Here is a 13,923-nt window from a genome sequence, read left to right as displayed (position 1 = left end):
CCCGAAACAGGAGCCCGGAGCCGGGCACCGCCACGCAGCCACGTCAACGGCGTGAGGTGTCCAGGGCTGCGAAGTAGTCGTTGTACCTGGTCAGTTCGCGTTCGACCGGTTCGATCACCAGGTCCTGGGCCACGCCCGCCACTCGGCGGCGCATGTCCCTCTCCAGCTGGTCGCGTTCCTTGCCGGCCGCCATCACCACGAAGTTGCGGCTGGCGATCGCCGACAGCAGCCCCACGCCGAGCACGCTGACCATCATCAGCAGCACCCACGGCAAGGCCGCCACGTCGCCCAGCAATTCGGCGGGAGGCTCGCCGACTTTCGCAAGCCCGTAGGCCACGATCGCGCCGGTCACTCCCAGGCCCGCGACGAACAGCAACACGAGGAGGAACTGCCATACCTTCGCCAGCCGCCACCATCCTGGCACCCGGTCGAGGGGTGGGGCGATCTCGGCCAGTTCGTCGGTCAGTACCTTCGGGAGCTGGCCCGAGCGGGAGCGGGCGGCGTCGCGGACGGCGTCCTGCCACGGTTCGGGCATGCCCTGGGTCAGGCCGTCGGACAGGGCCTGGACGGCGTTGTCGACCTCGGCCGGCTGGGCGCGGACGGAGTCGGAGACCAGGGTCCGGATCTCGTCCTTCACGTCGCCGAGTTTCAGGTGCTTCAGGGGGTCGCCGCGGAAACGGGTCGCCCAGCGGCCCCAGGGCCAGCCGACCCAGTCGATCGAGCGGGTGCCGTAGACGTTCTCCAGGGCCTCGCCCACGGCGGGGGCTCCGACGGCGTCGCACAGGGCGTCGGTCAGGCCGGCCCGGCGGGCGGGGTCGATCGTGGGGTCGACCTTGAGCAGGGCCGGCATGTCCTTGGCCAGGCGGAGCATCAGGCGGTCGAGGTCGGCTTCCAGGCGCAGGTAGCCCGCCCGGCGGGCGCTGACCGACTCGGCCAGTTCGGCGCGCAGGTCGTCGATGCCGCCGCCGGTCACGGCCGAGGTGGCGACCACGCGGGGGTTGTCGACGCCCTCGCGGCCCAGGAGGTCGCGGAGGTCGGTCAGGCACTCCTCGACCTCCTCCGGGGTCAGGCGGTCGGCCTGGTTGAGGGCGAATACCGTCACGGCGTCGTGGCCGGCGAGTTCGGTCACGTAGCGGCGGTGGGTGGAGGCGTCGGCGTACTTCTGGGGGTCGAGGACCCAGACGATCAGGTCGGCCCCGGTGATGAGGCGGTCGGCCTCGGTGTCGGTCAGGGCGCGGATGGAGTCGTGGTCGGGGAGGTCGAGCAGGATCAGGCCGTTGAGCTGGTCGTCGGCCTTGTCGAGGGCGCTGTTCCTGGAGAAGCGGTGGCGCCACTGGATCTGGAGCCAGTCGAGCAGGGGGGCGGCGCCTTCGAGGCCCCAGACGCACGCGTGGGTGCGGGCCGTGGTGGGGCGGCGGACGCCCGTGGGTGACAGGTCGAGGCCCGAGATGGCGTTGAACAGGGAGGACTTGCCGCTGCCCGTGCCGCCGGCCAGCGCGACCACGGTGTGGTCGGACGACAGCTTCAGGCGGTTGCCGGCCCTGATGATCAGCTGGGTCGCCTCGGTCAGCAGGTCGGCGTCTTCGCGGCCCTGGCCGAGATCGACCACCCGGGTCAGGGCGGCCAGCCGCGTGCCCAGGCCGTGCCTGGGCTCGGCGGTGATCGTCATCGGGCGACCTCGAGATTGTAGGTGGCCTGGTAGAGCCGGGTGGCCGCGGCTTCGTCGGGGATCCCGGCTCCGTCGAGGGCGTCGACGTAGCGCAGCGTCTCGTCGTCGAACAGTAAACCGACGCGGGCGCGCAGGTCGGAGCGGGCCTTGGCGCTGATGCTGCGCAGCGACTCGGCGCCGAGCAGGCCGCGCAGGAGCCGCTGCGGGAGGGCTCCGTTGCCGCCGGGGGCGTCGCCGGTGCCATAGCCGAGCAGGCCGACGGTGAAGATCAGGGCGAGCGACTCGACGTCGAAGGAGACCAGGCGGGCGACCGAGCGCTTCGTGACGCCCTCGGTGCGGACCAGCTCGGTCACGTGGTCCTGCCACGAGGCGACCATGCGGGCGGTGCGGCGGTCGACGTCGTCGGCCGGGCGGCCCAGGCCGGGCAGGGCGGCCAGGCGGTCGCCCGCGCCGGCGCGCTGACGCCAGCGGGTGACGACCTCTTCGGAGGCGCGGTGGACGGCCGTGCTGATGACCGATTCGAGGCCGCTGCGCAGGGCGTTGCGGAGCGCGCCGAGGCGTTCGGGGCCGTGGTTCTTGGCCCGGCGGATCTGGAGGGTGCGCATCAGGTCGCCCGACCCGGCGAAATCCTGCCAGCGGGCCAGCACCTCACCGCGCAGCAACGAGCCGTCGCGGGTCGACTCCTCGATCTCCGCGAGGGCTCCGGAGAACGCCGCGTCGATGTCCGAGCGCAGGTCGGCCCGGAGGGCGACCTGGGTCTCCAGGTGGCGGGCCAGCGCGGGCACACGGGCGCGGAAGCTGTTGAGCACGCCGTTCAGCGTCGCCTGCACGGCCAGCGCCCGGCGCTGCTCGTCGACCGACAACTCCGACAACCACATGCGCAGGTCGGCCACCTCGTCGTCGGGCAGGCGGCCGTTGGTGACGGTGGTCTCGTTGATGATGAATCGCTCCACCTCACCGAGGCCGTACTCGTCGAGCATGCGGGTGAAGTGTTTGGCCACGACCTCGCGGGAGCGCGCCGGGACGCGGGACAGGATGATCACCAGGCGGGCGCCGCGTTCCTTGGCCAGCTTGAGCAGGCCCCATGAGGGGGCGTCGGCGTAGCGGGCCGCGCTGGTGACGAAGACCCACAGGTCGGCGGCGTCGAGCATGCGGTGGGCAATGTCGTGGTGTTCCTCGACGACCGAGTCGATGTCGGGGGTGTCGAGCAGGGCCACGCCGTGAGGCAGCCACTTGGTGGAAGCCACCACGATCGAGTCGGAGCCGGGACCCTCCCCGGGTTCGGCGATCCGGTTGAGGCCGCTCAGCAGGGTGCCCTTGGTGAACCAGCGCTCGTCGGCCGGGTTGCAGACCAGCACGGGGGTGCCGGTGGTCGGGCGGCGGACGCCGGTGGCGCTGACGGTCTGCGCGGCGAGGGTGTTGACCAGGGTGGACTTCCCGGCCCCCGTCGATCCGGCGACGACGATCAGGGCGGGGGCGGTGCTCATGTGGACGCGGGGGATGACGTAGTCGTCGAGCTGGGCCAGCACGGCGGCCTGCGACTTGCGGGCCTCGTCGGCGCCGGGGACGTCGAGGCCCAGGTGGAGGCCGGTGACGGCCTCGCGGAGCTGGCTGAGGGCGTCGGTGAGGGCGCCCGACACCTGTTCGGGGAGGGCGAACTCCTCCTCGTAGGAGTCCTCCTCCTCCGCCGGGGCGGGCTCCTCGTCGGGAGGTGAGTCGTCCTTGATGGCCCGGAAGCTGAGGGTCTGCTCGCCGGGCGACTCGGGTTCTTCCTCGGGCATGGCGGCCTCGTCTGCGGGTTCGGACCGCGGTGTCTGGTTGGCAGCCTTCATCGGGCTCGCTCCGCTCGCACCATCTCGATCTCCTGACCGACCTTGACGACGTCGCCGACGACGACGATCGCCGGTGGCCGTACGCCCGCGGAGGTGACGCGCTCAGCCACGTCGCGCAAGGTGGCGCGCACCGCCCGCTGGGTGGGAAGAGTACCGTCCTGTACCACCATTACGGGAGTTTCCGGCGAACGTCCCTCACGCAGCAATGTGTCGGCGATCTCCGCGATGCGTTCCACGGCCATCAGCAGTATCAGGGTTCCCTCTGATCCCGCCAATAGCTTCCAGTCGACGGTCGAGGCCGGATGCCCGGGGGCGACGTGCACCGAGACGACGTGGAAGTCCTGGCTGACGCCCCGGTGGGTGACCGGCACGCCCGCCGCGGCGGGCACCGCGACGGCGCTGGTGATGCCCGGGACGACCGTCACGGGCACCCCGGCCTCGGCGCAGGCGATCATCTCCTCGCCGCCCCGGCCGAACACGAAGGGGTCGCCGCCCTTGAGGCGGACCACGAACTTCCCTTCGAGGGCCCGCGCGACCAGCAGCTCGTTGATCTTCTCCTGGGCCAGGAACCGCCCGTAGGGGACCTTGGCGGCGTCGATGAGCTCGACGTCGGCCGAGAGTTCGTCCAGGAGGGAACGGGGGATCAGGCGGTCGGCGATCACGACGTCGGCCTGGGCGAGAAGCTGGCGTCCCCGGACGGTGATCAGGCCCGGGTCGCCGGGGCCGCCGCCGACGAGGGCGACGCCGACGGGCTTGTCGCGGTGGCGGCGGGCGTCGATCGCGCCGTCGCGGAGGGCGTCGACGACCGCGTCGCGGATGCCGGCCGCCCGGCGCGGGTCTCCCCCGGCGGTGACGGCGACGCCGATCTCGTCGACCCGGCCGCTGGCCGGCGTCCAGGCCGCGGAGGCGTCCTTGTCGTCGGCGCGCACGCACCAGATGCGTTTGGCCTCGGCCTCTTCGGCGATGGCGGCGTTGGCGGCGCGGTCGCTGGTGCAGGCGTGCACCAGCCAGGCGTCGTCGACGTCGCCCTCCTGGTAGCGGCGGCGTTCCCAGGTGACGCGGCCGTCGGCGATCAGGTCGTCGAGCGCGGGCGTCGCGCTGGGCGAGACGAGCGTGACCGCGGCGCCGGCGTCGAGCAGGGCGGGGATGCGCCGCTGGGCGACCCGGCCGCCGCCGACGACCAGCACCCGCCGCCCGTCGAGCCGCAGGCCGAGCAGATAGGGGGCCATTTCTCCCTCGTTGTGGCACAGGTTTCGTTAGGCAGTAAACCTACCGGCTGACCTGTGACGCGACTCAAGAGATCGCCGGTATCGGTCTTGTCCCACCCAAAGGAGTGACGTCGGTCACACAGTCGCCGAGTGGGTAATTGACCACAGAACGGGGCTTATCGCAACTCCTACTGTCATCCGCAAGCACCCAGAAGCGACAAACAGGAGTTACCCGAAATGCTGCGCAAGCTGATCGTCCCCGGTCTCGCCCTCGCCGTCACCGCCCTCGCCGCCGCCCCCGCGAGCGCCCACCCCGGCCACGGCTCCTCCTCTTCCTCGCAGGGCGCCGCCCAGTCCGTACAGCACGCTCCCGACGCCTACTTCGCGGCCACGCTGCTGGGCAAGAACGAGGTCAAGGCCCCCGGCACGAAGGTCGGCGACAAGGACGGCATCGCGGTCGCGGTGTTCCGCATCCACGGCAACCGGGTCGAGTACGCCGTCCGCTGGCAGGACACCGCCGCCCCCACCGCCTTCCACATCCACCAGGGCGTCAAGGGCAAGAACGGCGACGTGAAGATCGGCTTCTTCATGGGGTCGGCCCTGCCGGGCACGCTGAGCGCGGTCAAGGGCAGCGTGACCGTGAACGACGCCGCCCTCCTCAACCGGATCAGGAACAACCCCGGCGGCTGGTACGCCAACCTGCACACCGGCGAGTTCCCCGGCGGCGCCGTGCGTGCCCAGCTGCGCCGCATCAAGCCCGTCCACCTCGACACCGTGCTGGCCACCGGCTCCCGCTCGACGCTCACCGCGATCGCCGACGGCCGCCAGGAGGTCCCGGCGCCCGGGACCAAGGTCGGCGACAAGAACGGCAAGGCCGTCTGGCTGGTGTGGGCGAAGGGCACCAAGGTCCACTTCGCGACGGTGTGGGAGAAGATCGCGTCGCCGACCCTGGCCCACATCCACAAGGCGCCCAAGGGCAAGAACGGCCCGGTCGTCGTCGACTTCTTCGCGGCCCCCTCCGGCCTCCCGGCGGGCGTGAACGGCATCGCCGGCACCGGGACGGCCTCGTCCTCGGTCGTCAAGGGCATCAACAAGAACCCGAAGAACTGGTACACCAACCTGCACACCAGCGAGTTCCCCGGCGGCGCGGTCCGCGGCCAGCTGCACGGTGGCGGCTGGTAGAACCCTCAGCGCCCGTCGAGCAGGGGCCGGCGGGGGTCCCAGGGATCGCCCGACCGCCTCCGGGCGATCGCCGACAGGGCCTCCAGCACGACCCGGTTGCCCAGCAGGGCGGTGATGTCGGCGTGGTCGTACGGCGGCGCGACCTCCACGACCTCCAGGCCGACGACCGGCAGTTCGTAACAGATGCGCCGGACGGAGTCGAGCAGCTCCCTGGCCGACAGGCCCCCCGGTTCGGGGGTGCCGGTGCCGGGGGCGTGGCCCGGATCGCAGACGTCGATGTCGACCGACAGGAAGATACCGTCGCAGTCGTCCAGGGCGATGGCGAACGCCTCGGTCAGGCACTCGGTGAGACCCCGGTGCACGATCTCGGTCATCTCGTAGGAGCGCATGTGCTGCGCCGCCATCCACGACAGGACCTCGGGGCCGGGCCAGTAGCCGCGCAGGCCGATCTGGAGGAACCGGTCGCCCCGGATCGCGCCCGACTCGATCAGGCGGCGCATGGGCTGGCCGTGACCGTAGAGGTGGCCGAACTCGATCTCGCCGGTGTCCGCGTGGGCGTCGAAGTGGATCATCGAGACCCGGCCGAAGCCGTGGTGGCGGGCCACGCCCCGGGCGTCGGGCAGGGCGATCGAGTGGTCGCCCCCCAGGACGACCGGGATCGCCCCGGAGGCGGCGATCGTGTGCACGGCCGCCTCGATGTCGCGGATCGAGGTCTCCAGGTCGCCGGAGAAGCACTCGACGTCGCCCGCGTCCAGGACCCGGATGTCCTTGAGCCCGTCGACCCGCAGGGCGAGACTCGGTCGGGAGCCGTCGTGGGCCAGGTAGCAGGCCTGGCGCATGGCCATCGGGCCGAACCGGGCGCCGGGGCGGTGGCTGGTGCCGCCGTCGAAGGGCGCGCCGAGGATGACGACGTCGGCGCCTTCGAACGAGGCGGGGTCGGTCAGGTCGCAGCGGTCGACGCCGAGGAACGTGATGTCGGGGCCGTACATCGGGCCGTAGCGGGTCATGCGAGGGCCTCCTTGTCGGTGACTCCGGCGGCGTCGAAGGTGGCGACCTCGTGCAGCACCCGGGCGGCGGCGACGACGAGCGGGTGGGCCAGCAGGCCGCCCGTGCCCTCGCCCAGGCGCAGTTCCAGGTCGACGAGCGGGCGCAGGCCGAGATGGGCCAGCGCGGCGGTGTGGCCGGGCTCGGCCGAGCGGTGACCGGCGATCCAGTAGCCGACCGCGTCGGGTTCGATCGCGGCGGCGGCCAGCGCGGCCGATCCGGCGATCACGCCGTCGAGCACGACCGGGACCCGCAACTCAGCGGCTTTCAACAGATATCCGGCGATGGCGGCATGCTCCAGCCCGCCGAGCGCGGCCAGCGGGTCGAGCCCTCGGTTGACCTCCAGCGCCCGCGTGACCACCGAGATCTTGTGGGCCAGCATGGCGTCGTCGATCCCGGTCCCGCGTCCCGTGACCTCGCCCGGCAGCTTCCCCGTGTACGCGCAGATCAACGCCGCCGAGGCCGTCGTGTTGGCGATGCCCATGTCACCGGTGACCAGGCACCGGGCTCCCTGCGCGACCAGTCGCTCGGCCACCTCCGCGCCGACCCGCCGGGCCGCCAGCGCCTCGGCCTCGGTCATGGCCGGGCCCAGCGACAGGTCGGCGGTGCCCCTCCTGACCTTGCGCGCCACCAGGCCGGGCGCCTCCGGCAGGTCGCCGTTCACGCCCACGTCGACCACGGTCACCGACGCGCCGACCTGGCCCGCGAAGGCGTTCGCCACCGCGCCGCCGGCCAGGAAGTTGGCGACCATCTGCTGGGTCACCTCTTGGGGCCAGGGCGAAACCCCCTGGTCGTGTACGCCGTGATCGCCCGCGAAGATCGCCAGGGCCGCCGGCTCGGGGAGCGGCGGCGGCGAGACCGCCGCGATGCCCGCCAGTTGCACGGCCACGTCCTCCAGCACACCGAGCGCGCCGCGCGGCTTGGTCAGGCGGTCGTGGTGGGCTCTGGCCTCGGCCATGGCGGCGTGGTCAAGCGGGGAGATCATCGCGGGCCTCCTTCAGGGCCGCCAGGAAGGCGGCCGTCGTCTCATCGTCGCGCACGGCCACCCGCAACCATTCGGGGCCCAGCCCCGGGAAGGTGTCGGCCCTCCGGACGGCGAAGCCCCGCTCGCGCAGGAGCGTTCTGAGGCGGAGGGCGTGCGGGAGGCGTACACAGACGAAGGAACCCTGCGCCCCCGGCACGACATAGGCTCCGAGACCGGTCAGGCCGTCGGCGAGGACCTTGCGCCGACCGGCCATCTCCTCGGCCCAGTGGTACGCCTCGGCCTGGGCGCGCGGCGAGACGCACGCCTCGGCGGCGGCCAGCGCGGGCGTGGAGACGGCCCACAGCGGCTGCGCCTCCCGCATGGCGGCGATGAGCTCCGGCGGGCCGATGACGTAGCCGATCCGGAGCCCGGCCAGCCCCCACGTCTTGGTGAGACTGCGGATCACCACCAGGCCGGGCAGCCTCACCGAGGCCAGCGATTCCGGTTCTCCGGGCACACAGTCGGCGAACGCCTCGTCGACGACCAGATATCTCCCTTCCTGGGCGAGCGAGGCGATCGTGGCGGCGGGGTGCAACACGGACGTGGGGTTGGTCGGATTGCCGATCATGACCAGATCGGCGTCATCGGGGACGAGCGAGGCGTCCAGGACGAAGGGATCCGGCAACAACACCCGATCAGGCACCAGCCCGACGGCCCGCAGAGCCGCCTCCGGCTCGGTGAACTGCGGATGCACCACGACCGGCCGGGACACGGGGAGCCCGGCCAGTGATCGCCCGGACAACGCCGGCTCGACCCCAGTCAGCCTGGAAACTTCCGGCTCGGCCCCGGTCGGCCTGGGCAATGCCGGCTCGGCTCCAGTCGGCCTGGGCAATCCCGACTCGACACCAGTCGGCCTGGCCAATCCCGACTCGACACCAGTCGGCCGGAGCAATCCCGACTCGACACCAGTCGGTCTGGGCAATGCCGGAAAAGTGGCCTCGGACCATTCCCGCCCCGACCCGGCCAGGACTCGGGCCAGCAACGTGAACGCCTCGGCCGCGCCGACCGTGAGCAGGACCTCTTCCGGGTCTCGCCCGTGGTGTTCGGCGACGATCCGGGTGGCCCGAGCCGCGTTCGGATATGCCGAAATATCCGACATTGAGGAGATGAGGATCTCCCGTAACCACGTCGGCGGCATGCCCTGGCGGACGTTCACCGCCAGGTCGACCAGGCCCGGCCCGACCTCGCTGTCCCCGTGGTGGCGGAGATCGACGGGCATCAGACGCGGGCCGGGACCGGGAAGATCTCCTGGAGCCGTTCGGTGGCCAGGGCCTGGGCGTAGCGCTGGCGGGCCGTCGTCGCGGCGGCGCCGGCCAGGGCCTCCTCGTAGCGGTCGATCACCACGTCGGCCAGGCCCTCGCAGTCGCCGATGACCTCGGCGCAGCGGATGTCGAGGCCCTCGTGGTTGGCGCCGTAGGCGAGGGCCTGAGCCCAGATGCGCTCCAGCACGCCGCCGGCGAACAGCACGTAGGGCAGCACGATGACCCGCTTGGCACCCAGGCGGCGGCAGCGCTCCAGGCCGCCGGGCACCCCCGGCCGCGCGTGGGACACGTAGGCCGTCTCGACCGTCAGGTAGTCGGCCGCGTGGGTCTCCCAGAACAGCCGCGACACGCGGTGGACCTCGGCGTTGGCCGACGTGCTGGGCGAGCCGTGGCCGACCAGGACGACGGCGGTCTCGGCGGGCGCGATCGGCTCGGGCTCCTCGACGACGGCGCCGCGCACGAAGGTGGGCATGTCGGCCGCGGCGTCGGCGAGGCGTTCGGCCAGCAGTTCCAGGATGCGCGGGTCGGGGCCGAGCGGGCGGCCCAGGTCGTATCCGAGCGTCGGGTGGAGCTCCTGGGCCAGCGCGAGCGTGCCGGGGATGTCGCCCAGCGCGGCACGGTCGCCGGTGAGGCTGAGCGGCTGGGCGACGAGGTGGTGGTGGCCGCGCGCGACGAGCGAGGCGACCGACTCGGTCAGCGGCGGGCGGGCTCCCGTGACGAAGCCACCGGAGACGTCCGCCACGTCGCCGTCGAGGCGGCAGCGGAGCCGGTGAACGAACCGGCCGAATTCGGCTACGCCGGTATCGTCATGCGTGCCGTGCCCGATGAGCAGCAGCGGCGGTCTCATGTCAACGATCTCCCCTGGCTTGACCTGCTCCGCAAAGATAGCCGAGCTTGTCGTGCAATGGGGCATTCTTCCTAGGTTTGCCCAGCTCAGAGCTCACCGATCAAGAGACCGTAAACCACCGTGTCGGCCCTGCCGCCCGGAATCGGGATGGCGCCGCGCAGCACGCCCTCTTCGGCGAAACCGGCCTTCTCGGCCACTTTCCGGCTCGCCGCGTTGCCCTCGGCGATCAGCAGCTGCACCCGCGCGAACCCCTGGGCGAACAGAAAAGCGGTGAGGGTACGGGTGGCCTCGACGGCGTACCCCTGCCGCCGCGCCCACGGGGAGATCCAGTAGCCGACCTCGGCGTCGCCGCGTTCGCGGTCGGCCCGCACCACCGACACCGCCCCGGCCAGCCGCCCGCCCTCGACCGGTTCGAGCGCGTAGGTGACGCTCTGCCGCCGGTCGGTGTGGGCCTGGTGGGTGCTCCAGTCGAGCGCCTTCTCCAACGTGTAGCCGACCGCCCAGGGCATCCAGCGGGCGATCTCGGGGTCGTCGCGCACGGCGGCCAGCACGTCGAACGCGTCGCGCTTGGCGAACGGCCGCAACTCCAGCCGCTCGGCCGCCAGCCGCGACGGGAACCCGCCCGGCCGGTCGCCCTTGAGGAGCCCGAACACGACCACGTCGTGGGGCCCGTCGTCTTCGAACCCGGCGCCGCGCAGCAGGCCCTCGCGGGTGAACCCGGCCTTCTCTGCCACTCGTATCGAGGCGGCGTTGCCCGCGATGGCGCGCAGCTCGACCCGCCGCAGCCGGGCCGGGCCGAGCGCCCAGGCGGCCAGCCCGCCGAGGGCCTCTGGGGCGTAGCCGTTGCCCCGGTGGGCGGGGTGCACGCCGTAGCCGACCTCGGTGGTGCCCGCGCCCCAGTGGGTCTTGAACAGGCTGATCGCCCCGACGATGCGGCCGTGGCGCTCGATCGCCAGGTGGATGCCCTGGCCCGACCGGCGCAGCTCGTGGACGCCGTTGACGAGCCACGAGACGATCCCGCCCGCGTAACCGGGGGCTCCCGGCGGCAGCGCGGTCGGGTGGGCGCCGTCCTGCACGATCGCCCTGACCTGATCGTGGTCGGATGGGCGGAAGTTCCGCAGGACGAGCCGGTCGGTGGCGATGGACAGGCGCTCGTCGAACACGCCCCATACCGTACGACTACCCGATGACGATGACGACCTCGAGCGTGCGCGGCCCGTGCACGCCCTCGACCCGGTTCAGCTCGATGTCGCTCGTGGCCGAGGGGCCGCTGATCCAGGTGAGCGGGCGGGCCGGGTCGAGGCGGGCGATCGCGTCGGGCACGTTCGGCACGATCTGGTCCTCCCTGACCACGCACAGGTGGTAGTCGGGGATGAGGCTCTGCGCGCGGGTGCCCTGGCCGGGCCCGCCGTCCAGGACGATCGTGCCGGTCTCGGCGACGGCGACGGCGCAGGTGGAGACCACTCCGTCGGGTTCGCCTTCGGAGGGGGCGTACAGGTCGGAGGGGAAGCCGGCCGGAACGGTCAGCACCCTGTCTCCGGCGATCCCGGCCAGCGTCGCCGCGGCCTCGGCGCGCGGCACGACGTGCACGATCGCCTTGTAGTCGCGGACCCGTTCGGCGAACAGCTCCACGTCGCCCCGCTCGCCGGTGGCGCCCCGGTAGTCGCGCACGATCTCGGCCTCGGGCGCGCCCTCGACGGCCGAGCGGATGCGCCGCAGGATGACCTCACGTGCCGCCGCGCTCATCGTTTCCCCTCTCTGACCCACCAGTCGCGGAACGACTCGGCGGGGATCTCCGGCAGGTCGCGGGTGTCGGTCCAGGCCGACAGCGGGCCGGGCAGCCGCTTGGGCACCAGCCTGCGCATGCGGCCGCCGAAGCGCTGCGCCTTGGCCAGCCGCTTCGACCGGTTGAAGACCCACCCGGCGGCGGCCATGCCCGCCTTCTCGGTACGGGGGTGCCGCGCCTTCGCGCGCAGGTCGACGAGCACCGACGGGATGTCGATGGCGACCGGGCAGACCTCGTAGCAGGCGCCGCAGAGCGACGACGCGTAGGGCAGCGACCGGTCGAGCTCGGTGTCCATGCCGCGCAGCTGCGGCGTCAGGATCGCCCCGATCGGCCCCGGGTAGACCGAGCCGTAGGCGTGGCCGCCGGCGCGTTCGTAGACCGGGCAGACGTTCAGGCAGGCCGAGCAGCGGATGCACCGCAGCGCCTGGCGTCCCACCTTGTCGGCCAGCACGGAGGTGCGCCCGTTGTCGAGCAGCACGAGGTGGAACTCCTGGCCTTCGGTCGCGCCGGTCCACATCGAGGTGTACGGGTTCATCCGCTCCCCCGTGGAGCTGCGCGGCAGCAGTTGGAGGAACACCTCCAGGTCCTGCCAGGCGGGCAGCAGCTTCTCGATGCCGACCACGCTGATCAGCGTCTTCGGCAGCGTGAGGCACATGCGCCCGTTGCCCTCCGACTCCAGCACCACCAGCGTGCCGGTCTCGGCGATCATGAAGTTGGCCCCCGAGATGGCGACCTTCGCCTCCAGGAAGCGCTTGCGCAGGTAGAGCCGGGCCGCCTCGGCGAGGGCGCGCGGCTCGTCGGTCAGGTCCTTGGGCGCGCCGGCCATCTTCTTCAGGAAGAGCTCGCGGATCTCGGCCCGGTTGCGGTGGATCGCCGGGACCAGGATGTGCGACGGGAAGTCGTCGCCGAGCTGCACGATCAGCTCGGCCAGGTCGGTCTCGAACGCCTCGATGCCCTCTTCGGCGAGCGCCTCGTTGAGGCCGATCTCCATGGTGGCCATCGACTTGACCTTGACGACCTCGGTCTCGCCGGTGTCCTTGACCAGCCGGGCCACGATCCGGTTGGCCTCGGCCGCGTCGCGGGCCCAGTGGACGACGCCCCCGGCCTCGGTGACCTTCTCCTCCAGCTGGATGAGGTAGCGGTCGAGGTTGCGCAGCGTGTGGTCCTTGATCGTCTTACCGGCCTGGCGGAGCTCGGCCCAGTCGTCGAGCTCGCCCACCACGGCGGCGCGTTTGCCGCGGATCGTGTGGGTCGCCTTGCGCAGGTTGAAGCGCAGCTGACTGTTCTGCACGGCCTTGGCGGCGTTCTTCGGGAACGCCGGCATGCCGACGAAGACGCCGCTCATTCGCCGCCCTCTTCGGTCGACGCGAGGATCTCGGCGAGGTGGAGCACGCGTACCCCCGACTTCTGGCGTTTGAGGGTGCCGCCGATGTGCAGCAGGCACGAGTTGTCGGCGGCGCAGAGCACCTCGGCGCCGGTCTTCATCACGTTGCCGATCTTGTCGGCGCACATGGCCGCGCTGACGTCGCGGTTCTTGACGGCGAAGGTGCCGCCGAAGCCGCAGCACTCCTCGGCCCCGGGGAGCGGGACCAGTTCCAGGCCCCGGACGTTCTCCAGCAGCGTGAACGGCTTGTCGCCGACCTTGAGCCCGCGCAGGGAGTGGCAGGTCGGGTGGTAGGTGACCTTGTGGGGGAAGTAGGCGCCCACGTCGGTGGTCTTCAGGACGTCCACCAGGAACTCCGACAGGTCGTACACGTTGGGCACGTCCTCGATGTCCAGATGGGGATACTGCTCGCGGACCATCGCGGCGCACGAGCCGCTCGGCGCGACCACGGCGTCGTAGCCGGCGAACGTGTCGGTGAACCGGCGGGCCAGCTTGACCGCCTCGTCGCGGTAGCCGGTGTTCAGGTGCATCTGGCCGCAGCACGTCTGGGCGAGGGGGAAGTCGACCTCGACGCCGAGCCGACGCAGCAACCCGACCGTCGCCTTCCCCGTGCCGGGGAAGAGCGTGTCGTTGACACAGGTGATGAAGAGCGCGACCCGCACCGGGACTCCCGCAGGTATGGTCA

At 71.9% G+C, this 13,923-nt stretch carries 12 protein-coding genes; 1 reads left to right on the top strand and 11 read right to left on the bottom strand.

All coding sequences use genetic code 11. The features are described from left to right. Positions 1-43: 43 nt before the first annotated feature. Genes AW271_RS35530 through cobA form a run of 3 tightly spaced genes read right to left on the bottom strand, consistent with a single transcriptional unit; the run spans position 44 to position 4,730 of the window. Entirely contained in the window at positions 44-1,669 is a 1,626-nt protein-coding gene (locus AW271_RS35530; protein ID WP_062342285.1) for a GTPase family protein, read from the bottom strand. After that, positions 1,666-3,450 (bottom strand): dynamin family protein, encoded by a 1,785-nt coding sequence (locus AW271_RS35525; protein WP_157554968.1) that lies wholly within the window; start codon positions 3,448-3,450, stop codon positions 1,666-1,668. The genes AW271_RS35530 and AW271_RS35525 overlap by 4 nt, the downstream gene beginning before the upstream one ends. 47 nt (positions 3,451-3,497) lie before the next feature. After that, entirely contained in the window at positions 3,498-4,730 is a 1,233-nt protein-coding gene (gene cobA / locus AW271_RS35520) for a uroporphyrinogen-III C-methyltransferase (RefSeq protein ID WP_062342283.1), read from the bottom strand. A gap of 216 nt (positions 4,731-4,946) precedes the next feature. Between cobA and AW271_RS35515 the strand changes: the two genes are divergently transcribed. Then, a complete protein-coding gene (locus tag AW271_RS35515; RefSeq protein ID WP_062342282.1) occupies positions 4,947-5,891 on the top strand; it encodes a CHRD domain-containing protein in 945 nt (314 codons plus the stop codon). 5 nt (positions 5,892-5,896) lie between these two features. Here the strand turns inward: AW271_RS35515 and speB are convergent, their stop codons facing one another. From speB to AW271_RS35475, 8 genes are all read right to left on the bottom strand, one after another. Further along, positions 5,897-6,898, bottom strand: a complete 1,002-nt coding sequence (gene speB, locus AW271_RS35510; protein WP_062342280.1) for an agmatinase — start codon at positions 6,896-6,898, stop codon at positions 5,897-5,899. After that, the gene (gene cobT, locus AW271_RS35505) at positions 6,895-7,920 is read right to left on the bottom strand and encodes a nicotinate-nucleotide--dimethylbenzimidazole phosphoribosyltransferase (RefSeq protein WP_062342278.1); all 1,026 of its coding nucleotides are present in this window, start codon (positions 7,918-7,920) and stop codon (positions 6,895-6,897) included. The genes speB and cobT overlap by 4 nt, the downstream gene beginning before the upstream one ends. Continuing rightward, the gene (cobC, locus tag AW271_RS39195; RefSeq protein WP_062342276.1) at positions 7,904-9,178 is read right to left on the bottom strand and encodes an Rv2231c family histidinol phosphate aminotransferase CobC; all 1,275 of its coding nucleotides are present in this window, start codon (positions 9,176-9,178) and stop codon (positions 7,904-7,906) included. The genes cobT and cobC overlap by 17 nt, the downstream gene beginning before the upstream one ends. Then, a complete protein-coding gene (locus AW271_RS35495; protein ID WP_083977716.1) occupies positions 9,178-10,068 on the bottom strand; it encodes a sirohydrochlorin chelatase in 891 nt (296 codons plus the stop codon). Before AW271_RS35495 ends, cobC begins: the two co-directional genes overlap by 1 nt. Before the next feature lie 86 nt (positions 10,069-10,154). Further along, complete coding sequence (locus AW271_RS39190) at positions 10,155-11,231, bottom strand: GNAT family N-acetyltransferase (protein WP_062342274.1); 1,077 nt, start codon at positions 11,229-11,231, stop codon at positions 10,155-10,157. Between the two features lie 16 nt (positions 11,232-11,247). Then, complete coding sequence (locus tag AW271_RS35485; RefSeq protein ID WP_062342272.1) at positions 11,248-11,814, bottom strand: LutC/YkgG family protein; 567 nt, start codon at positions 11,812-11,814, stop codon at positions 11,248-11,250. Next, a complete protein-coding gene (locus tag AW271_RS35480; protein WP_062342270.1) occupies positions 11,811-13,199 on the bottom strand; it encodes a lactate utilization protein B in 1,389 nt (462 codons plus the stop codon). The genes AW271_RS35485 and AW271_RS35480 overlap by 4 nt, the downstream gene beginning before the upstream one ends. Then, the gene (locus AW271_RS35475; RefSeq protein ID WP_062342269.1) at positions 13,196-13,900 is read right to left on the bottom strand and encodes a (Fe-S)-binding protein; all 705 of its coding nucleotides are present in this window, start codon (positions 13,898-13,900) and stop codon (positions 13,196-13,198) included. The genes AW271_RS35480 and AW271_RS35475 overlap by 4 nt, the downstream gene beginning before the upstream one ends. Positions 13,901-13,923 lie beyond the last annotated feature (23 nt).

Origin of the sequence: Herbidospora sakaeratensis (assembly GCF_001570525.1) — a bacterium.
GTDB classification, from domain to species: domain Bacteria; phylum Actinomycetota; class Actinomycetes; order Streptosporangiales; family Streptosporangiaceae; genus Herbidospora; species Herbidospora sakaeratensis.
This window is presented reverse-complemented; position numbering and strand designations above follow the sequence as displayed.